General features: G+C 67.3%; 19 protein-coding genes. 1 reads left to right on the plus strand and 18 read right to left on the minus strand.

The features are described from left to right. Positions 1-9: 9 nt before the first annotated feature. From fabZ to K5L94_RS07090, 18 genes are all read right to left on the minus strand, one after another. The gene (gene fabZ, locus K5L94_RS07005) at positions 10-468 is read right to left on the minus strand and encodes a 3-hydroxyacyl-ACP dehydratase FabZ (RefSeq protein WP_008265823.1); all 459 of its coding nucleotides are present in this window, start codon (positions 466-468) and stop codon (positions 10-12) included. Beyond that, complete coding sequence (gene lpxD / locus K5L94_RS07010) at positions 465-1,487, minus strand: UDP-3-O-(3-hydroxymyristoyl)glucosamine N-acyltransferase (RefSeq protein ID WP_053449209.1); 1,023 nt, start codon at positions 1,485-1,487, stop codon at positions 465-467. Before lpxD ends, fabZ begins: the two co-directional genes overlap by 4 nt. A 372-nt stretch (positions 1,488-1,859) precedes the next feature. Beyond that, on the minus strand, positions 1,860-4,223 hold the full coding sequence (gene bamA / locus K5L94_RS07015; RefSeq protein WP_053449210.1) for an outer membrane protein assembly factor BamA: 2,364 nt from the start codon (positions 4,221-4,223) through the stop codon (positions 1,860-1,862). Positions 4,224-4,297: 74 nt separating this feature from the next. Further along, the gene (rseP, locus tag K5L94_RS07020; protein WP_053508239.1) at positions 4,298-5,656 is read right to left on the minus strand and encodes an RIP metalloprotease RseP; all 1,359 of its coding nucleotides are present in this window, start codon (positions 5,654-5,656) and stop codon (positions 4,298-4,300) included. A 55-nt stretch (positions 5,657-5,711) separates the two neighbouring features. Further along, positions 5,712-6,902, minus strand: coding sequence for a 1-deoxy-D-xylulose-5-phosphate reductoisomerase (locus K5L94_RS07025; RefSeq protein WP_053449212.1), 1,191 nt, complete (start codon positions 6,900-6,902; stop codon positions 5,712-5,714). Positions 6,903-6,904: 2 nt separating this feature from the next. Next, positions 6,905-7,741 carry a phosphatidate cytidylyltransferase gene (locus K5L94_RS07030; RefSeq protein WP_053449213.1) on the minus strand — a complete coding sequence of 279 codons (837 nt, stop codon included), beginning with the start codon at positions 7,739-7,741 and terminating at the stop codon, positions 6,905-6,907. Then, entirely contained in the window at positions 7,738-8,505 is a 768-nt protein-coding gene (uppS, locus tag K5L94_RS07035; protein ID WP_274512353.1) for a polyprenyl diphosphate synthase, read from the minus strand. Before uppS ends, K5L94_RS07030 begins: the two co-directional genes overlap by 4 nt. Before the next feature lie 5 nt (positions 8,506-8,510). Continuing rightward, positions 8,511-9,065 (minus strand): ribosome recycling factor, encoded by a 555-nt coding sequence (gene frr, locus K5L94_RS07040; RefSeq protein WP_053449214.1) that lies wholly within the window; start codon positions 9,063-9,065, stop codon positions 8,511-8,513. Between the two features lie 96 nt (positions 9,066-9,161). Next, the gene (gene pyrH / locus K5L94_RS07045; protein ID WP_006427124.1) at positions 9,162-9,890 is read right to left on the minus strand and encodes a UMP kinase; all 729 of its coding nucleotides are present in this window, start codon (positions 9,888-9,890) and stop codon (positions 9,162-9,164) included. Positions 9,891-10,011: 121 nt separating this feature from the next. Continuing rightward, entirely contained in the window at positions 10,012-11,550 is a 1,539-nt protein-coding gene (locus K5L94_RS07050) for a sensor domain-containing diguanylate cyclase (protein WP_008265479.1), read from the minus strand. A 250-nt stretch (positions 11,551-11,800) separates the two neighbouring features. Beyond that, on the minus strand, positions 11,801-12,676 hold the full coding sequence (gene tsf / locus K5L94_RS07055; protein ID WP_006427160.1) for a translation elongation factor Ts: 876 nt from the start codon (positions 12,674-12,676) through the stop codon (positions 11,801-11,803). A gap of 126 nt (positions 12,677-12,802) precedes the next feature. After that, a complete protein-coding gene (gene rpsB, locus K5L94_RS07060; protein ID WP_006427162.1) occupies positions 12,803-13,609 on the minus strand; it encodes a 30S ribosomal protein S2 in 807 nt (268 codons plus the stop codon). A gap of 219 nt (positions 13,610-13,828) precedes the next feature. Further along, a complete protein-coding gene (locus tag K5L94_RS07065; protein WP_274512354.1) occupies positions 13,829-14,527 on the minus strand; it encodes a fimbrial biogenesis chaperone in 699 nt (232 codons plus the stop codon). Next, positions 14,527-14,772, minus strand: coding sequence for a hypothetical protein (locus K5L94_RS07070; protein WP_425507579.1), 246 nt, complete (start codon positions 14,770-14,772; stop codon positions 14,527-14,529). Before K5L94_RS07070 ends, K5L94_RS07065 begins: the two co-directional genes overlap by 1 nt. Positions 14,773-14,896: 124 nt before the next feature. Further along, the gene (locus tag K5L94_RS07075) at positions 14,897-15,931 is read right to left on the minus strand and encodes a Csu type fimbrial protein (protein WP_274512355.1); all 1,035 of its coding nucleotides are present in this window, start codon (positions 15,929-15,931) and stop codon (positions 14,897-14,899) included. Then, positions 15,928-18,306 carry a fimbria/pilus outer membrane usher protein gene (locus K5L94_RS07080; protein ID WP_274512356.1) on the minus strand — a complete coding sequence of 793 codons (2,379 nt, stop codon included), beginning with the start codon at positions 18,304-18,306 and terminating at the stop codon, positions 15,928-15,930. Before K5L94_RS07080 ends, K5L94_RS07075 begins: the two co-directional genes overlap by 4 nt. Positions 18,307-18,313: 7 nt before the next feature. Beyond that, on the minus strand, positions 18,314-19,063 hold the full coding sequence (locus tag K5L94_RS07085; protein ID WP_274512357.1) for a fimbrial biogenesis chaperone: 750 nt from the start codon (positions 19,061-19,063) through the stop codon (positions 18,314-18,316). Beyond that, positions 19,063-19,593: a Csu type fimbrial protein gene (locus K5L94_RS07090; protein WP_180878266.1), complete on the minus strand. Its 531-nt coding sequence runs from the start codon at positions 19,591-19,593 to the stop codon at positions 19,063-19,065. The genes K5L94_RS07085 and K5L94_RS07090 overlap by 1 nt, the downstream gene beginning before the upstream one ends. 230 nt (positions 19,594-19,823) lie before the next feature. On the opposite strand from K5L94_RS07090, the gene map reads away from it, so the two are divergent. Continuing rightward, positions 19,824-20,609, plus strand: coding sequence for a type I methionyl aminopeptidase (map, locus tag K5L94_RS07095; protein WP_006427380.1), 786 nt, complete (start codon positions 19,824-19,826; stop codon positions 20,607-20,609). Positions 20,610-20,626 lie beyond the last annotated feature (17 nt).

The following is a 20,626-nucleotide window of genomic DNA, read 5'->3' on the forward strand; positions in this document are numbered from 1 at the left end:
TCCAGTGGATCAGCCCTTGGCGCCGGCGCACATGACTTCGGCCGAGGCAACGACTTCGCCGTTGACCTTGGCTTCGCCGTAGTACCAGCCCATGTTGCGGATCAGGCGCTTCATCTGCACATCCAGCATCAGCACGTCGCCGGGGACGACCTGCTTGTTGAAGCGGGCGTTTTCCACCTTGACCATGTAGAAGAGCTTGGACTGCGAGTCACGGCCGAGCGTGAGCTGGGTCATCACGCCACCGGCCTGGGCCAGCGCTTCGATGATCAGCACGCCGGGCATGATCGGGCGGCCCGGGAAGTGGCCCTGGAAGAAGGGCTCGTTGATGCTCACGTTCTTCTGCGCCAGGATGCGCTTGGCCTCGATGTCGAGCTCAAGCACCCGGTCGACCAGCAGGAACGGGTAACGGTGCGGGAGCAGTTCCTGGATCTGGCAGACGTCGATAGGAAGCTGCAGCGTGTCGTTCATTCTTTCTCCTTGCCAGCGGCCAGGACGCGGCGAGCCAATGCGTCCAGCTGCTTGAAGCGCGCGGCGTTCTTGCGCCACGTGCGGTTATCGGTCAACGGGGTGCCGGACGAGTACTCGCCCGGCTCATGGATGGAGTTGCGGACCACCGATTTGCCGGTGATCACGACCTTGTCGCAGATCTCCAGGTGGCCAACCACGCCGACGTGGCCGCCAAGCAGGCAGTAACGGCCGATCTTGGCGCTGCCGGCGATGCCGGTGCAGCCGGCGATGGCCGAGTGCGCGCCGATCTGAACGTTGTGCGCGATCTGCACCAGGTTGTCCAGGCGCACGTCGTCGTCCAGCACGGTGTCTTCCAGCGCACCGCGGTCGACGCAGGTATTGGCGCCGATCTCGCAATCGTCGCCGATGCGCACGCCGCCCAGTTGCGGCACCTTGATCCACTTGCCGGCGTCCATTGCCAGGCCGAAGCCATCGGCGCCGAGCACGGCGCCAGGATGCACGCGCACGCGCTTGCCGAGCCTGACCCGGGTGACCAGGGTGACCCGCGCGATCAGCTCGCAGCCGCTGTCGAGGCTGCAGTCTTCGCCGATCACGCTGCCGGTGCCGATGATGCAGTTCTCGCCGACCACGCTGCGCGCGCCGATGGAGACGAACGGGCCGATATGGGCGCTGGCTGCAACCTGGGCGGTGGGGTCGATGACGGCGCTCGGGTGGATGCCTGGCGGCCGTGTCGGCGCGATGTCGAACAGCGCGGCGATCTTGGCGAAGGCCGTGTACGGGTCCTTGGCCACCAGCGCGGCGCCCGGGGCGGCCTCGGCGTCGTCGGCACGCAGCACCACCAGCGAGGCCTGGCTGTCGGCCAGCTGGGCGCGGTAGCGCGGATTGGAGAGGAACGTCAGCTGGCCAGGACCGGCATGGGCGAGGGTGGCCACGCCATGGATGGCGGTGGCGGGGTCGCCATGGACCTGCAGGCCGAACTGCTCGGCGAGTTGCTGGGCGGTGTAGGTGGGAGTATTCACGGCGGGAGTTTAACGTGTGACGCCATTGCGGTCATGCGGGGGGCGAGGGCTTGGCGCCTGCCTGGTACGAGCGGGAGGCGGCGGGTGGCCCTGGCCAGGACACGCAAAAGCCCCTCCATGGTGCTCGATGGCGCCATCCATGGCGCCAACGGTCCTGTCCAGGGCCACCCGCCGCCTCTGGACAGTTTCCTGCGAGCTCGGCCAAAAGCCTGTGCCGTGCAGTGTCATCTGCATCAACGAAAACGCCGGGCAGAGCCCGGCGCTTCGCACCCCGTCTGGTGGAGAGCCCCCCTTCTGTTAAGGGGGGCGCGCCGACGGCGCGGGGGATAGGAGGGATGCGCGTGCAGTTCTGATGAACCGCAGGGCGGTTCGTCAGAACTGCCCACCGAAGGTGAATTGCAGGCGTTCGATCTTGTCGTCGTCTTCCTTCTTCAGCGGGAAGGCGTAGCTGATCGAGATCGGACCGACCGGGGCGCGCCACAGCAGGGCCACACCGGTGGACACGCGCAGTTCGTTGGCCTTGAAGTTCTTGGTGCCGTTGTAGACGTTGCCGAAGTCGACGAAGGCCGACACGCGCGCCGACGGGCTGTCGAACAGGCGCGGGAAGTACGCTTCGACCGAACCGACGGTCTTCAGCGAACCACCCAGCGGCTGGCCCTCCGGATAGCCGTTGGTGGCCTCGCGCGGGCCGAGGGTGTTGTCCTCGAAGCCGCGCACCGAGTTGGTACCACCGGCATAGAAGTTCTCGAAGAACGGCAGGCCACTGGCGGTGACGGTGCGGGTCTTGCCGTCGGCATCGGTGACCGTACGGGTGTAGTCCTTGCCGTAGGCGTCGCCGTAGCCCACTTCGGCGCGGGTGTTGATCACCAGCGACGGCATGATCGGCCAGTACTTGCTGATCTGATAGTTCAGCTTGTAGTACTCGATGGTCGAGCCCGGCAGCGTGGTTTCCAGGCCGATGCGCTGGTAGGTGCCGCGGGTCGGCATGAAGTAGTCGTTACGGGAGTCGCGGGCCCAGCCCAGCTCCGTGCGCCATGCGTGGAAGGTACGGGTGCCGACCGCATCGATGTAATCGATGATCGATGGCGGGGTCGAGCCCGGGTAGGTGGTGATCTGGTTGCTGTCGATGCCGAACATCAGCGAGACGGTATCGGTCTCGGTGATCGGCACGCCGAACACCACCTGTGCCGAACCATTGGTGCTGTTGTACTGCGCGGTGTTGAAGTCGGAGTAGTCCAGTTCGCGCCAGGACAGGTTGTAGCCCAGCGACACGCCGTCATCGGTGAAGTACGGATTGGTGTAGCTGAAGCCATAGCGCTGCAGGTAGCTGCTGCGCGAGGCTTCGACCGACACGCGGTTGCCGCCGCCGAGGAAGTTGTTCTGCGACAGCTGCACCGAGGTGGTCATGCCGTAGGACTGCGAGTAGCCCAGGCCGAACACGAAGCTGCCGGAGGTGGTTTCCTTGACGTTGTAGACGACGTCGACCTGGTCGTTGCTGCCGCTGACGGCCGGGGTTTCGACGTCCACCGACTCGAAGTAGCCCAGGCGCTGCAGGCGGATCTTGGAACGGTCGATCGCGGCCTGCGAGTACCAGCTGTTCTCGAACTGGCGCATTTCGCGACGCATCACTTCGTCGGAGGTGCGGGTGTTGCCACGGAACAGGATGCGGCGCACCGACACGCGCGGGCCCGGCACGACCTGCATGTTGATCGCCACGGTCTGGTCGGGGCGGTTGGTGGTCGGGATCGGGTTCACCTTGGCGAACGCGTAGCCGATGTTGGACAGCGAATTGGTGATGGTGTCCGAGCTGAACTCCAGCAGTGCACGCGAGAACGTGTCGCCGGACTTCTGGATCACCATGCGCTCGACGTCCTCCTGCGGGAGGATGGTGTCGCCGCTGACCTTGATCTCGGAGATCTTGTACTGCGCACCCTCGGTCACGCCGGCGGTGAGGAACATGTCGCGCTTGTCGGGGCTGATCGAGACCTGGGTGGAATCGATGCTGAAGTCGACATAGCCGCGGTCCAGGTACCAGGAGTTGAGCTTTTCCAGGTCGCCGGACAGCTTTTCCTTGGAGTACTGGTCGTCACGGCGGTACCACGACGCCCAGTTGTGCTCCCTGGACTCCCAGGTCTCCAGGATGTCCTTGCTCTCGAACTTCTCGGTACCGACCAGGTTGACGTGACGGATCTTGGCCGCCTTGCCTTCCTTGATGGCGATCGCGATGTCCACCCGGTTGCGGTCCAGCGGGCTCACGGTCGGGGTGATCTCGACGGTGTACTTGCCACGGTCGTTGTACTGGCGACGCAGTTCCTGGGTCACGCGGTCCAGGCTCAGGCGGTCGAAGGTGCCGCCTTCGGTCAGGCCGATGTCGGACAGGCCCTTCAGCAGCTGCTCGGACTTGATGTCCTTGTTGCCGGTGACGGTCAGCTTGTTGATTGCCGGGCGTTCCTTGACGGTGACCACCAGGATGCTGCCCTGACGATCCAGCTGCACGTCTTCGAAGAAGCCGGTCTTGTACAGGGCGCGGATCGTCTCGCCGACCTTGTTGTCGGTGATGGTCTCGCCACGTTCCACCGGCAGGTAGGTGAACACCGTGCCCGAGCTGATGCGCTGCAGGCCATCGACGCGGATGTCGCTGACAGTGAAGGGCTCGGCTGCCTGGGCCAGGGCGGGAGCGCCGGTGACGGCGGCGAGGGCGAGGGCCAGCAGGCGGCGATTGGGGAGTCGCGTCATGTCACGTCCGGTAGGAAGGTCGATTTCATTGGTGCGGGATGCCGACGCTGTAGACGGCAACAACGTGGAAAAGTTCATCGCGGGACCAGGCCGAGGATGTCGTTGTAGAACGCCAACCCCATCAGCCCGGCCAGCAACGCCAGGCCGATGTATTGGCCGGCGGCGATGGCACGCTCGCTCAGCGGGCTGCCCTTGACCAACTCGATAAGGTAATACAGCAGGTGCCCGCCGTCCAAGATCGGGATCGGCAGCAGGTTGATGATGCACAGGCTGAGCGACAGCAGGGCAAGGAACTGCAGGAACCAGTCGAGGCCGCGCTTGGCCGAGACATTGGCCACGCGGGCAATGGTGACCGGCCCGGAAACGTTCTGCAGCGAGGCTTTGCCGGTGACGATGCGACCCATCATGCCCAGCGAGTCGGCGGCCAGGCGGCCGGTTTCGCGAACGGCCACGGTCACCGCGTCGAGCGGTCCATAGCGCAGCAGGGTGTCGTAGGCGGGGCTGTAGGTGGTGGGGAAACCGACGCCGATCTGCCAGACCGGGTTGCCCTTGCCATCCTTGCCCTGTCGCGGTGTCACTTCCAGCGCAAGGCGTTCGCCGCCGCGCAGGACCTCGATCATGCCCGGGCCACCGGCGCGGCCCAGGGCCTGGATTTCGCCGATGACCTGGTCGACGCTGTCGATGCGCTGGCCATCGATCGCCACGATCAGATCACCCGGCTGCAGCTGCCCGGCGACCGCCGAATCGGCGGTCAACGAGTCGACCAGCGCCGGCTGCAGCCAGGATTGCCAGTACAGGCCGGCCAGGATCGGTACCCGCCGTTCATCGAATCCGGCCGGCAGCTGCGACAGCGGCAGGGTACGCACGCGCACCTGGTCGGCAGGGTCGAGCACTTCCAGCTTCACGTCGCGGCGGTCCATCGCCGCCGCAGTCAGTGCCATGCTGGCATCGCCGAGCGTGACCACCTGGCGGTCATCCACCCGCAGCACGCGGTCGCCGCTGAGCAGCCCGGCCGTGGCGGCGATGCCGCTGACCCGGCCGATGGTCGGCGAATAATCCTGCTTGCCGATCACGAACATCGCCCACAGCAGCAGGATGCACAGCAGCAGGTTGGCGATCGGGCCGGCCGCGACAATCGCGATGCGCTGCCAGACGGTCTTGTGGTTGAAGGCCTGGCCGCGCTCGTGCGGATGGACTTCGACCTCGCGTTCGTCGAGGAATTTCACGTAGCCGCCCAGCGGAATGGCGGCGATGGCGAACTCGGTGCCGTGCCGGTCGCGGCGTGACCACAGCGGGCGGCCAAAGCCGACCGAGAAGCGCAGGATCTTGACCCCGCACAGGCGCCCGACCCAGTAATGCCCGAATTCGTGGAACGTGACCAGCAGCCCGAGGCTGACAATCATCCACCAGACCGATCCGATGAAGTCAGTCATGCAGGCTCACAGTGGCGGGCAGAGGCGGCGTCGTCATGCGGGGCGAGGCAATCGTTCAGGCGGCGTCGATGGCGTTCAGGGTCAGCTGGCGTGCCCGCTGGTCGGCGGACAACAGGACCTCCAGTGTATCGGCTGCTTGGGTCGGCAGTGTTGAAAGAGCGTTAGCAACCAGCTCCGGGATGGTCAGGAAACCGATCCGGCCCTGAAGAAACGCTGAAACCGCCTCTTCATTGGCAGCGTTCAGCACCGCCGGTGCGGTTCCGCCCGCCTGCATCGCCTGCCAGGCCAGGGCCAGGCAGGGGAACGCGTCGGTGTCCGGGGCCTCGAAATCCAGTCGGCCCTGGGCCAGCAGATCCAGCCCGGCCACGCCAGACTCGATGCGCTGCGGCCAGCCGAGGCCGACCGCAAGCGTGGTGCGCATGTCCGGCAGGCCCATCTGCGCCAGGGTTGAGCCGTCCACGAACTCGACCAGCGAATGCACCAGGCTCTGTGGATGCACCAGCACCTCGATGCGCTCGCCGGGCACCGCGAACAGGTGATGCGCCTCGATGACTTCCAGGCCCTTGTTCATCAACGTCGCCGAATCGACCGAGATCTTCGGCCCCATCGACCACTTCGGGTGTGCCACCGCCTGCGCCGGGGTGACCTGGGCCAGCTCGGCACGGCTGCGGCCACGGAACGGGCCGCCGGAGGCGGTCAGCAGGATCCGGCGTACGCCGGCGCCATCGATGCTGGCATCGCGCGAGCGCAGGCACTGGAAGATCGCGCTGTGTTCGCTGTCGATCGGGATGATTTCGGCGCCGGCACGTTCGGCGGTGCGGGTCAGCAGCTCGCCGGCCAGCACCAGCGACTCCTTGTTGGCCAGCAGGATGCGCTTGCCGGCCGCTGCGGCGGCCAGGGTCGAGGACAGCCCGGCGGCGCCGACGATGGCCGCGACCACGGTGTCGCAGGCATCGCTGGCGGCCAGCTGGTCCAGTGCGGCGGCACCCGCATGGGCCTCGGTGGACAGCCCTGCCTCGCGCAGGCCATCGCGCAGCCCGGCGAACAGCGACTCGTCAGCGATCACCGCGTGCTCGGGTTCGTGCTGGCGGCACAGTGCCAGCAAGGCCTGCAGCTGGCGGCCGGCAGCCAGCACGGTCGCCCGGTAGCGCTGCGGGTGGCGGGCGATCACGTCCAGCGTGGAGGCACCGATCGAGCCGGTGGCGCCGAGAACGGCGACCCGGCGCAGGTCTGCAGCAGCATTCATGGTCAGAACCCGAAGATTTCCTTGCCCAGCGCGAACACCGGAACGGCGGCGAGGACGCCGTCGACACGGTCGAGCACGCCGCCATGGCCCGGAATCAGGTGACCGGAGTCCTTGGCACCGGCGTGGCGCTTGATCAGGCTTTCGAACAGATCGCCCAGCACCGATGCGAACACCGCCACCACCGAGGTGATCAGCAGGCCCGGCAGGTGCGCGACGTCGATGCCCGCCAGCCAGCCCAGGCCCACGGCCACGGCAACACCGGCCAGCAGGCCGCCGAACAGGCCTTCCCAGGTCTTGTTGGGGCTGATGCGCGGGGCCAGCTTGTGCTTGCCGAAGCGCCGGCCGGCGAAATAGGCGCCCGAATCGGCTGCCCAGACCAGCGCCAGCGCGGCCAGCAGCCACAGGTGGCCCTGCTTGCCCGGCGGATCGCCGCCGGCATGGATCAGCACCAGTGCGGCCCAAGCCGGCACGATGGCCAGGGTGCCGGCCAGCATCTTCACGATCCGCGAGGGCGCCGTCGGCTGTGCGCCGAAGTTGAAGAAGCGCAGCCAGACCAGCGCCGCCAGCCACCAGGCGACACCGGCCAGTGTCGTGATCTGGAACAGCACCAGCGTGCTGCCATCGGCCCACACCAGCAGCACCATCAGCAGCAGGTTCAGCACCAGCAGCACGGTGCGCGCCAGGGTGTCTTCGATGCCGGCCAGCTTCAGCCACTCCCACAGGCCGATCAGCAGCACGGCGGCAGCGGCGGCGGCCAGCCATTGCGTCGGCAGCAGCAGGATCGCGGCAATGGCCACCGGCGCCATGATCAGCGCGGCGAGTACTCGGGTCTTGGTCATGGGCTGGAGGTCTCGGTGGCCAGTGCGGCGATCTGGGCGCTGGTCAAACCGAAACGACGCTCGCGGCTGCCATAGGCGTCCAGCGCCTGCTGCAGCAGTTCGGCATCGAAGTCCGGCCACAGGGCCTCGGTGAACCACAGCTCGGTGTACGCCAGCTGCCACAGCAGGAAATTGCTGATGCGGGTATCGCCGCCGGTGCGGATGAACAGGTCCGGGGCCGGCAGGTCGGCCAGGGCCACGTGGCTGCCCAGCAGCGATTCGTCGATCTGTTCGGGCAGCAGGCGGCCGGCGGCCACTTCCACGGCCAGGGCGCGCGCGGCACGGGCGATATCCTGGCGGCCACCGTAGCTGGCGGCGATCGACAGGGTCAGGGTGGTGTTGTCAGCGGTGCGCTGCTCGGCCAGCTGCATGCGGCTGACCAGGCCGGCACCGAAGCGCTCGCGTTCACCGATGAAGCGCACGCGCACGCCACGCCGGTGCAGCTCGTCCACTTCGCGGTCGAGCGCGCCGAGGAACAGCTTCATCAACGCATCGACTTCTTCCTGCGGCCGGCCCCAGTTCTCGCTGGAGAACGCGAACAGGGTCAGCGCGGGAATGCCCAGTTCAAGGCAGCGCTCAATGGTGCGGTTGACCGCGCGCGCGCCGGCACGGTGGCCGATCACGCGCGGGCGGCGGCGCTGCTGCGCCCAACGGCCGTTGCCATCCATGATGATGGCAACGTGGCGGGGCAGGGCAGCCGGCAACGGAGGCGGGACTGAAGGCATCGACTTCAGACCGACAGCAGTTCTTTTTCCTTGTCGGCGACGACCTTGTCGACGTCCTTGATGTTGGCGTCGGTCAGCTTCTGGATGTCGTCTTCGCCGCGCTTCTTCTCGTCTTCGCTGATCGCCTTGTCCTTGACCAGCTTGGCGATTTCCTTGTTCGCGTCCTGACGGATGTTGCGGATCGCGATCTTGGCGCCTTCACCTTCCTTCTGCACCTGCTTGGCCAGCTCCTTGCGGCGCTCTTCGGTCGGCGGCGGCATGTTGATGCGGATCGCGGCGCCCAGCGTGTTCGGGGTGAACTCGTGGTTGTACAGCCCCTTCTCGATTTCCTTGATCATGCTCTTGTCGAAGGGCGTGACCAGCAGCGAGTGGGCATCGGCGTTGGAGATCGAGGCGACCTGGTTCAGCGGGGTGCTGGCATTGCCATAGGCATTCACCGTCACGCGGTCCAGCAGGGCGGGAGTGGCACGCCCGGTGCGGATGGAGGTGAGGGTGTGCTTCAGAGCGTCGATGCTCTTGGCCATGCGCGTCTGCGCGTTGTTCTTGATGTCGTTGAGCATCGCCCGGTCCTGGATGTATCTGGAATCGGGCGATTATAGGCGAATACGGGACGCTGCCGGGCCTGGATCGGCCCGGTTGTCGCCTCGCGCTCAGGCTCAGGCCTGATCGCGGCCCTGGACCAGGGTGCCGATGTTCTCGCCGTTGAGGATCTTCAGCAGCTCGCCCGGCTGGCCCATGTCGAACACGCGCATCGGCAGGTCGCTGTCACGGGCCAGGGCGAAGGCGGCGGTATCCATCACTTCCAGGCCGCGGCGGATCACTTCGTCGTAGCTCAGGCTGTCGAAGCGCACCGCGTCGCTGTGCTTGTTCGGGTCCTTGTCGTACACGCCGTCGACCTTGGTGGCCTTCAGCAGCAGGTCGGCGCCGATCTCGATCGCGCGCAGGGCGGCGCCGGAATCGGTGGTGAAGAACGGGCTGCCAACGCCGGCGGCGAAGATCACCAGGCGGCCCTTTTCCAGGTGGCGGATGGCGCGGCGGCGGATGTAGTCCTCGCACACGTCGTTGATCTTGATCGCGCTCATCACGCGGGCCTTGGCGCCCAGCTTCTCCAGGGCGTCCTGCATGGCCAGGGCGTTGATGACCGTGGCCAGCATGCCCATCTGGTCGCCGGTGACCCGGTCCATGCCGCCAGCGGCCAGGCCGGCACCGCGGAAGATGTTGCCGCCGCCGATCACCAGGGCCACTTCGGCACCGGCCTGCTGGGCTTCGATGACCTCGCGGGCCAGGCGGTTGATGATCTTCGGGTCGATGCCGTAGTCCTCATCTCCCATCAGCGCCTCCCCGGACAGTTTCAGAAGGATGCGGCGATAGGCGAGCTTGGACATGGGGACCTCGGGTGCGTGGAAATCGCGGGCGATTCTACGCGCATGCAGCGTCCTGCCAAAGTGTTTTGTGCACTGCGGCGCAAAATTCCGGCGTTTGCCCCGGCCAGGCGGGGCTCCCCGTTCAGCCCAGCTCGGCGCCAGCGGTCGCCGACAGCTCGTCGTGGCCAAGAGCGCCAGGGGAGCGGGCGATCACCCGGTTGCGGCCGAGATTCTTGGATCGGTACAGGACGTCGTCCGCCGCGCGCAGCAGGTCCTGCACGTCGGCGAAGCGCTCGTAGCCGCCCTGGGTGGCCACGCCGGCCGAGAAGGTGACGAACAGCGGGCCGCCTTCCAGCTCGGCCATCGGCGTGGCGACGATGTTGGCCAGCACCCGGCGGATCACGTCCAGTGCCACGGTTTCGCTGGTATTGGGCAGCAGTGCGACGAATTCCTCGCCACCGAAGCGGGCCACGGTGTCGCTGTTGCGCAGCTGGCCCTGCAGCTTGCCGGCGAAGGCGCGCAGCACCTCATCACCGGTCAGGTGGCCATGCGCGTCGTTGATCTTCTTGAAATCGTCCAGGTCGATGAACGCCACCGACAGCGGCCAGCCCTGGCGGCCGGCACGCAGGAACTCCTGCTCGAGCACCGCTTCCAGCTGGCGGCGGTTGAGCACGCCGGTCAGCGCGTCGCGATGGGCCTGGTCGGCCAGGCGCTTGGCCCGGGCTTCGAATTCGTCGGCGCGGCGGCGCGCCTGGTCGGCATCCTGCAGTTCGCGCAGGTTGCGCAGGGTGGCCAGCTCCTGTGCGTGGTCGATCAGTTCACGCACACGCGAAGGCGAGTTCAGCCCAGCCTCGAACAGGCTGGCGATGTCCGGCAGGGCCTCGCTGATGCGGGCGAGCACCTGGTCGAAGCGGGCGCTGTCCAGTTCCAGGTGGTCGTGCACCTGCTGCAGGGCGCGTTCGCGGGCGGTGTCGGCATCCTCGTCCAGCCAGATGTCGGCGACGGCGCCGGACAGCTGCACGCAGGCCTGGAAGGGCGATTCGACCGCGTCCTGGTCCTCGCTGTGGCTGATGCTCTCCACCAGATAGCGCGGCAGGCCCCATTGCTCGGCCACCCAGGCGCCGACGTCGGCATGGCTGCAGCCCAGTTCCTCGCGCTCGCGCGCGACCAGGTCGGTGTTGTCGCGCGCTTCGCGCAGCAGGGGCAGGTAGCGTTCCGATTCGGCCTGGGCCAGGCACAGCACGCCCAGGTCCTGCAGCAGGCCGGCCAGCATCAGTTCTTCCAGGCGGCGCAGGCCGCGGGCCTGTCCCAGTTGGCTGGCGGCCAGGGCGCTGAGGATGCTGCGCTTCCAGGCGCGCTGGCGCAGGTCGTGGCCCTCGCCACTGCCGCCGGTCAGGCCCTGGGTGACGGTGAAGCCGAGGGCCAGGCTGATCGTGGCGTTCAGGCCGAGCATGGTCAGCGCCTGGCCGAGGTTCTCGATCCGGCGCCGGCTGGCGTACAGGGGGGAATTGGCGATGCGCAGCATGCGAGCGCTCAACGCCATGTCGATGGCGATGATGTCGGCGGCGGTGGCGATGTCCGCTTCCGGGTCCTGGGCCAGTTCGATGATGCGCAGGGCAATACCGGGTGGCGAAGGCAGGTTGCGGCAGAGCGCCAGGGCAGCTGTCAGCTCGGGAGGCATGTCGGGTCGTTCAATTCCATTGGGACAAGAATACCTAGGAATGCATCACAGTCCGCAATTTTCGTTCCTGCTAAATGACTGCGGTTTCCCTGCGCCGAGTATCGGCTTGATTGGTGCGCAACGCAAAGGTCCCTGGGCGCCGGTGTCGGTGTGCGCACCAACGGTGCGCACCCACGGGTGCAGTGGGCATAAAAAAAGAGCCGCGGTTTCCCGCGGCTCTTCTGGTCGCTTCACAGCCGGAGGGCTGGAATCAGACCTGCATCGCCTTGGCGACTTCGGCGGCGTAGTCTTCCACCACCTTCTCGATGCCTTCGCCCACGATCAGCAGCTTGAAGCCCGCCACGTCGGCGCCGGCGGCCTTGACCACCTGCTCGACGGTGGTGTCGCCCAGCACGTAGGTCTGGCCGTACAGGGTCACGTCGCTGACGATCTTGTTGATCTTGCCGCTGATGATCTTTTCCAGGATGTCGGCCGGCTTGGACTTGTCCTTCTCGGACATCTTCGCCAGTTCGATTTCCTTTTCCTTCTCGACGAACTCGGCCGGCACGTCGGCAGCCTTGTTGTGCGGCGGCTTCAGCGCGGCTACGTGCATGGCCAGGCCACGGGCCAGCTCGACATCGCCGCCGACCAGGTCGACCAGCACGCCGACCTTGCCGTTGGTGTGGACGTAGGCGCCGATGGTGTTGTTGCCATCCACCTTCACCATGCGACGGATCTGGATGTTCTCACCCAGGGTCTGCACGGCGGTGGCGCGGGCTTCTTCAACGGTGCGGCCGTCGGCCAGCTTGGCAGCCTTCACGGCTTCGACGTCGTTGGCGCCCGATGCCAGGGCAGCAGCGGCGACGGCGTTGACGAAGGACTTGAAGTTGTCGTCGTTGGCGACGAAGTCGGTTTCCGAGTTGACTTCGACCAGCACGGCCTTGCCGCCATCCTGGGCCAGGCCCAGACGGCCTTCGGCAGCCACGCGGTCAGCCTTCTTGTCGGCCTTGGCAGCGCCGGACTTGCGCATGGCTTCAGCAGCGGCGTTGATGTCGCCGTTGGCTTCGGTGAGCGCCTTCTTGCATTCCATCATGCCGGCGCCGGTGCGCTCGCGCAGTTCCTTGACCAGGGAAGCAGTGATTTCCACGGGATTACCTCACGAAAGAAAGGGGTTGGGCCGGCATGGTGGCCGGCCCGTGTGACACGGTCCTGTCACGCGCCAAGGGCTGCGCGCAGGGAGGGTGGACGCCGGGCGTCCACCCCGGGGCCTGGATCAGGCCTGGGCGTCGTCGCCCTTCTTGGCGGCCTTCTTCGCCGGAGCGCGGCGAGCCGGCTTGTCTTCGCCTTCAGCAGCGGCTTCAGCGAACTCTTCCTCACGCACCGAGGCGGCGTGCGGAGCAGCAGCCTTGCCTTCCAGCACGGCGTCGGCCGCAGCGCGGGCGTACAGCTGCACGGCGCGGATGGCGTCGTCGTTGCCCGGGATGGCGTAATCAACCAGTTCCGGGTTGTAGTTGGTGTCGACCACGGCGATGACCGGGATGCCCAGCTTCTTGGCTTCCTTGATCGCGATGTCTTCGTGGCCGATGTCGATCACGAAGATGGCGTCCGGCAGGCGGTTCATGTCCTTGATGCCGCCCAGCGAGGCTTCCAGCTTGTCGCGCTCGCGACGCAGGCCCAGCACTTCGTGCTTGACCAGCTTCTCGAAGGTGCCGTCGGTTTCACCGGCTTCCAGTTCCTTCAGGCGGGCAACCGACTGCTTGACGGTACGGAAGTTGGTCAGGGTGCCGCCCAGCCAACGCTGGTTCATGAACGGCATGCCGCAACGCTCGGCTTCTTCCTTGATGGTTTCGCGGGCGCTGCGCTTGGTGCCCAGGAACAGGACGGTGCCGCGCTTCTGGGCCACCGACGAGATGAAGTTCATCGCGTCGTTGAACAGCGGGACGGTCTTTTCCAGGTTGATGATGTGGATCTTGCCGCGGGCGCCGAAGATGTACGGAGCCATCTTCGGGTTCCAGTAGCGGGTCTGGTGGCCGAAGTGGACGCCGGCTTCCAGCATCTGACGCATGGTGACCTGGGGCATTGCAATACTCCTGATATGGAACCAGCGATTCCGCCCGCGGGGATAGGTGTGCGGGACGCGTGGAAGCGCGATCGGTTCCGGGGTTGGGCTTCCCTGTTGCCTCCGTGGCCGAACTCCTCGCGGAGCACCCCGGCACGGATGGGGGCAGCAGGTGTGGATTCACCGGTGACGTCCGGTGTGGACGGGTCCCGCGCACGCAGGCGGCAGGAATCCGGTCGATTATAGCCCGCCCGGTGCGTTTGCTGCAATTGCCGGGTCCGGCGTGGACAGTTCGACCACGCGGCCGTCCTGCAGGCGGGCCTGGAAATGGCCGCCGGCATAGCCGCGGGCATGGGCGGGCAGCGCCCAGTGGCGCTCCTGGCCCGCCAGCACATAGCCGGCCAGGCCGGGCAGCAGTACGAGGCGCCGGCCATCGTCGGCAACGAAGGCGAGGTCGTGCAGGCGGGCGTGGAGGGTACCCGAGTTGGTCAGTCGCAGGGTAGGGTGCGACGGCTCGGGGCCGACCTCGGACCGCAGCTGCGGCTGCGCCAGCGGCGCGGCATGTCCCTGGAACAGGGGCAGCGAGTAGCGCGGCAGGCCAGGCGCGCTGGGCGCGAGCACGACCCGGTAGGCCCGTTCGCTGGCCACGGGAGACGGCAGGCGCGGCAGCAGCCAGACGCGCTGGCGAGCGCCTGCTGGCAGGTCCAGCTGGACCGGGCTGGCCACGATCTGGTCGCTGGGGCGCAGTCGCTCGGTGTCCGCCTGCTGCTCCCAGGCCAGGATCCTCACCTGGCCCTGCCAGCGACCCGGGCCGGGGTTGTACAGCCACAGCGCGGTATGGCCGCCGTCGGCTGGCAGCTGCAGCGTGGTCGGCAGCAGGTCCAGCGCCGCGGCCGGCGACGCCAGCAGCAGCGCGAGCAGGGTCAGCCGTGTGCGCATCAGTAGATGACGGTCACGGCAGGCGCTGCGTCGTCGTCGTCGGCCGGCGGGGCAAGGTCGCGGACCTGGGATGGCAGCTGCGGTGCATCGCTGCGCAGATGCGGGGATGGGCAGTGGTCGCCGCCGGTATCACCGCTGCAGGCCTCGACCACGGTCAGCCGGATCTGCACGGCACTGCTGCTGGGCTCGGCCCACGCGGGCGTACTGGCGACCAGCATCGCCCCGGTCAGAAATGCGCGAACCACCTGCCATCCCGTGTGTCGAAAGACTCGTTGCGCGGTATCGGCCGGATCGGCAGGAACTGTAGAGTCGAGCTTGCTCGACTGCGCCATCTGCCCGGTGGGGGCCGACCGCAGGTCGGCACGCGCGTCAATAGGTGATCGTCACCTGCACCAGATCGTTGTAGGTGCCGGCAGGTGGCTGGCCGGTGACCGGCGGCACCCGGCCATAGATGGTCAGCTGCTGCGCGCTGCCACTTCCGGTGCCGCCAACGGTATCAACGTTGAGGGTGTTGCCCCAGCGCAGGCTGCGCGCCGAATCGCGGTACAGCTCATAGGTGAGGTAGTAGGTGCCGGTGCCAAGGGTGGTGGCCATGCGCCGCGTGCTGGTGGCGGCGGGGTTGTTCTGGCCGTTGTTCAGGCTGATCTGGTAGGCGGTGTTCTTCAGGCAGGTCAGCGTCAGCGTGGCGGTCTGGTCGATGTTGGCGGGAATGCCGCCGGTGACGTTGCCGAAGTTCATGTTGGTGGTGACATAGCTGCCGCACTGCGGCAGCACGTTGGCGGTGGCGGTGAAGCTGAACGCGGCGCTGGCGCTGTTGGTGCCGGTGGCGCCGCCATTGCAGGTGGCCGGCACGGTGGCGGTGCCGAGCAGCACTTCGTTCCAGGCCCAGGTCAGTACCACGTTGGCGCCGCTGAAGGTACTGCTGTACGCGCCCGAGGCCAGGATCTGATTGGCCGGGATCTGTGCGAACAGCTGCGTGGCCTGCGTGCCGTTGCCGCCGGTCAGGGGCACGTTGTAGGTCAAGGTCAGTTCCTGCGCGGGCGGCGTGCCGCGCGGGGTCAAGCCGGTCACCTGGCTGAAGTTGGAGGTGTTGTAGAGCTGGAAATTCATGCTGTCACTGGTGCCGGTCTTCATCGTCCGCCAGCTGGCGCTGCTGCCGCCACCGCTGCCGGCACCGATGCCCACGCACACCCGCACCCCGGTGGTGGCCAGCAGGCTCAGCGCGGAGGTGGTGCAGTTCACCGTGATGTTGAGCGTGCCCGTGGTTGCGCCCGGCGCATTGCTGTTGACGTTGCCGAACGGCAGTGTCGGGTCGGCGATGGCCGTGCAGACCGCGATGGCGCGCGCCGGTGCCGCGGCCAGCAGCCCAGCCACCAGCAGCAGGCCAAGCAGCAGCATCCTCATGGCGCCACCTCCGGGATGCAGTGCAGCGGTGCCGGCTGCGGCCGGGCGCCGGACGCCACCACCCTAGGCAGGTCCGGCACCTTCAGCCGGCACTGGCCGCGGCTGGTGGTGACGTACAGCATGCTGCCGGCGGCCACATCCTCGAGGTAGAGCAGGCCGTCATAACCAACGGTCGCCTGGCGGCCATCGGGCAGCTGCACTTCGCTGCCGACCTCCAGTGGTTGGCCGTCCATGCCCAGCAGGGTCAGGCTCAGCGAGGGCCGCGATCGCAGCTGGAACGTGACCCGGGTGCCCGCGCGCTGGCGCGGCGTCACCCAGTCCTCGATGCGGTCGGCGCGCATGTCCTCGGGCAGGTCGAGGGTGTCGATCGAGACCCGGTTGCGCTGCCACGACAGCAGCGGGCTGACCAGCAGCAGGCCGCGATCATCGGTGACGCCGATCAGGCGGTTCTCCAGTCGTACCGGCACGCCGCCGACGCCGTTGGTGCTGATCACCGCGAACGCGTCGGAGACCTCGCGGGTGGCGAAGGCGTGCCCGCCCATCCAGACCAGGCTGCCGCTGGCACTGGCGTAGGCATAGTTGAGGCCGCCCTGGCGCGACGCACCGAACGAGTAGCGGCCGACATCGTTGAGGATGCCGACCTCGGCCAGGCCACCATTGCCGTCTTCGCCATGACGGACCTGGGCGCGCCAGCCGACACCGCCGGCACTGCCATCGCCCGGCACGGGCTGGGTGACGTCGGCCACCCAGCTCTGGCTGTCGCCATTGCGCTGGCTGGACAGGCTGGCCTGGCGGTTGTTGCCGAGACTGGCGGTGACCGACAGATAGATGCTGCGGTCGTCGCTCTGGTCCAGGTTCTGGTTCACCGACAGGTAGGCCGACCAGCGCTGGCTCCAGGTGCGCGACCAGAACAGGCTGGCGTAGCGGTTGTCCTCGCCATCGGGATAGCGCAGGCGCAGGTAGCTGGCGCTGAGCGTGCCCAGCCGCAGCAGATCCATGCCGACCGTGGCCTGTTCGCTGATGCTCGGCGGCAGGTTGCCCTGCAGCGCGCCCAGGTCGCGGTAGTCGCCGTGGCTGCGCACGCTGCGCAGGTTGACGTTGAGGCGGCGGTTGTTCCAGCTGTAGCCCAGCGCCCATTGCCCGCCCTGCAGGCCGTGGTAGTCGCTGTGCGCGTAGGCGGCATTGAACACGCCGGCACTGCCGAGCAGCCACCAGCCGCCGAGGCCGGCGTGGGCCAGGCCACCGCCGCCTTCGGCATGTGCTTCGCCGGTGAATGTATCGCTGACGCCGCCGCGCCAGCTGGCGCTGGCAACCGTGCGGTCGTCGTAGGCGAACGAGCGCTGGCCGAAGTCTTCGCGCAGATGGCCGACGCCCAGCGACCAGTCCGACAACCCCTTGGCCAGCAGCTGCTGGGTGCCATAGAAGCTGAAATCCAGCGTCTGCATGCGACCGAACGCATCGGTCACCACCACCTGCGCGCTGCCGGTACCGCTGATGCCGGGTTGTGCGCCCAGCTGGAACGGGCCGACCGGCACCTGGCCACTGTATTGGCGCAGGCCATCGACATACAGCTCGACCGTGGAGGGCACCACCGCCTGGCCGAGGAAACTGGGGGTGGGGGTCAGCACGCGATAGGGCTGCAGGCCATAGTTGCGGCCGATCTGCAGGCCGCCCAGGCGCACCGGCCGGGTCCAGTCGACGAAGCCGCTGTAGAAGTCGCCAACCTCCAGGGTCATTGCCTGGTCGGGGAAATCCAGGCTCCAGCGCGTATCCAGGCGCACGCTCTCGCCACGCCAGCGGCGGTCGCCGGGCTGCTGGTAGCGACGGCTGATCGCGGTGTTCTCGAAGGTGCCGTTGCCGATGCCGAACAGGCGCAGTTCCGAGCTCAGGCTGAGGTTGCCGAGCGTATCCACCCGGCTGCCATACACGTCGTAGTTGAACAGCACGCCGGGCGATGCACTGCCAGCGGGTGCGCGCGCCTGCGGGCGGCTGAGCACGGTGGTCGGCAGGGTCAGCTGGTCCAGCGGTACGTCCAGTGCCAGGGTCTGCATGTGGGCGTCATAGCGCACCACCGCGCCGCTGATCTGGTCCAGGTACACCGGCGCGTCGCCGCTGGCATTGAAGCCGAGCTGGCGCAGCACTTCGGGACTGGCCTGCAGGCGACCGCGATTGTCGGTGAATGGCAGCAGGCCGCGTGGCGTGCTGTTGAGCGATACGTCCAGGTACAGCGTCTGGCTGGCGGTGAGCGGGGTGGGAGGCGGCAGGATGGCATCGGCGGACACGCCGGATACATCGGCAGCCCCGGTGGCCCCTGCGCCGGACACATCGGCGGCTTCGGTCGCCGCAGGAGCCAGGGCAGCAAGCAGCGCGCCCATCAACGCCTCAGCGAGCCGGTGGTGGCGACAGTGGCGTCTGTTCCGACTCGCCATTGAGCTTGGCCGTGATCTGGTCGTTGTCGCGGTCGATCGCCGTGCGTTCGAGCGGCCAGCGCATCACCTGGCCGGGCAGTACGTAGCCCAGCAGGCCGGGGTGCACGATGCGCGGGCGCTTGGCACTGCCCAGCGCGAGGTCGGCGATCTGCGCGTAGCTGTCGCCGGAATTGGACACCTCCACGCCGTCGCGGCCATCGTCCAGCCGCACCAGCCGGGCCTGCAGCCGTGCGGCCAGCTTGCCCGACGCCGGTTGCACGAACACCGGAATCGAATAGCGCAGCACGAACTGCATGCCGTCGGTGCGGGTGGACAGGTCCGGCATCTCGTCCACGATCAGCCGGTAGTACGGCTGGGCCGGCGGCGGCTCACGGGTGGGCCGCATCACCCGCACCAGCTGCTGCTGTCCGGCCGCCAATTCCTGCATCGGCGGGGTGGCGACCAGTTCATCGGTGGGCAGCAGCTGTTCCTGCCCGTTCTGCTGGACCCAGCGGAACACACGCACCTGCAGCTTCACTGGTGAGGTGCCGCTGTTGGTCAGCCACAGCTCGACGGCGCGTTGGCGGGCTTCCAGCTGCAGGCTGGTGGGGGCCACCTGCAGGCTGGTGGCCCCTGCCGTGGAGGCTGCCAGCAGGCAGAGGGCGAGCAGCGCCACGCCGGTGGCGCGCCACGGGCGGGATCCGGCCATGCGGGCGTGCTCCATCAATAGGTGATCGTGGCGGTGACCGTATCCAGGTAGTTACCGGTGGCCGGGTTGTTGGTGCTCAGGTTCAGGATCTGGCCGTAGACGATGTAGGGCACCGCCAGGCCGGTGCCGATGCCGGCTTGGGTGTTGGTGCCGGTGGTGGCCCCCCACACCAGCGTGTGCGCCGCATCCTGATACAGCTGGTAACCGACATAGTTGTTGGCGGTCACCGCCGCATTGGTGTTCTTCATCCGGCGGGTGGTGACGTCATTGGCGGTACTGGCGTTGGCGCCCGCATTCAGCGAAATCGTGTACGGGGTCAGCGCCGAGCACTGCGCGGTCACTGTGCCCTGGCCCAGCGTGGGCGTGGCGGTGGTGGAGGCGGCGGTGCCGAAATCCACGTTGGTGGCCGCCGCGGCGGTGATGGTGCAGGCCTTGGTGACGATCAGGGTGACGTTGAAGGTGGTGGTGTCGGCGGCCAGCACCGGGCTGGACGCCAGGAGCCCGGCCATGGCCCAGGCCAGCGGGGAACGAACTGGGGATCGCATGGACAACCTCCCTGACCCGAAGGTCTGTTGAACAAGGCGAAGACGGCACGATCGGTGCCGCTTTGACGACGCTGGGGCCAGCTTAGGCAGCGCAAGTGTCTGTAATCCGTGATAAATAGGGACCCGAAAGGGCGGAGTTCGTCACGCTTTCACTTTCCTTGCCGGAACCGTGCATGGCCCGGATCGCCAGTTGGGTGGCGTTCGTTCAGATTGCGGCCGGATCAGCGATAATGGGCGCCATGAGCGTGAATCTGAAAACCCCGCAGGAAATCGAGATGATGCGCATCGCCGGCCGCCTGGCCAGCGAAGTGCTCGACATCGTCACCCCCCACGTCAAGCCCGGTGTCACCACCGAGGAACTGGACCGCATCTGCCACGACCACATCGTGAACGTGCAGGGCGCCATTCCGGCCAACGTTGGCTACCGCGGCTTCCCCAAGACCGTGTGCACCTCGGTCAACAACGTCATCTGCCACGGCATCCCCAGTGAAGGGAAGGTGCTCAAGGATGGCGACATCGTCAATATCGACGTCACCGTCATCAAGGACGGCTGGCACGGCGATACCAGCCGCATGTACTTCGTCGGCACGCCGTCGGTGATGGCGCGCCGCCTGGTGGAAACCACCTACGAAGCGATGTGGCGCGGCATCCGCGCGGTGCGTCCGGGCGCCACCCTGGGCGACATCGGCCATGCCATCCAGAGCTATGCCGAAGGCGAGCGTTTCAGCGTGGTGCGCGAGTACTGCGGCCACGGCATCGGCAAGGTCTACCACGACGAGCCGCAGGTGGTGCATTACGGCCGCCCGGGCCAGGGCCTGGTGCTGCAGCCGGGCATGACCTTCACCATCGAGCCGATGATCAACGAGGGCACCCGCTACAACAAGGTGCTGCCGGACGGCTGGACCGTGGTGACCAAGGACCGCAAGCTGTCGGCGCAGTGGGAGCACATGATCGCGGTCACCGAGACCGGCGTGGATGTGCTGACCCTGTCGCCGGGCGAGTCGCAGGTCTCCTGAGGATGCTGCCGGCGAGT

Origin of the sequence: Stenotrophomonas forensis (assembly GCF_028752115.1) — a bacterium.
GTDB lineage: Bacteria > Pseudomonadota > Gammaproteobacteria > Xanthomonadales > Xanthomonadaceae > Stenotrophomonas > Stenotrophomonas forensis.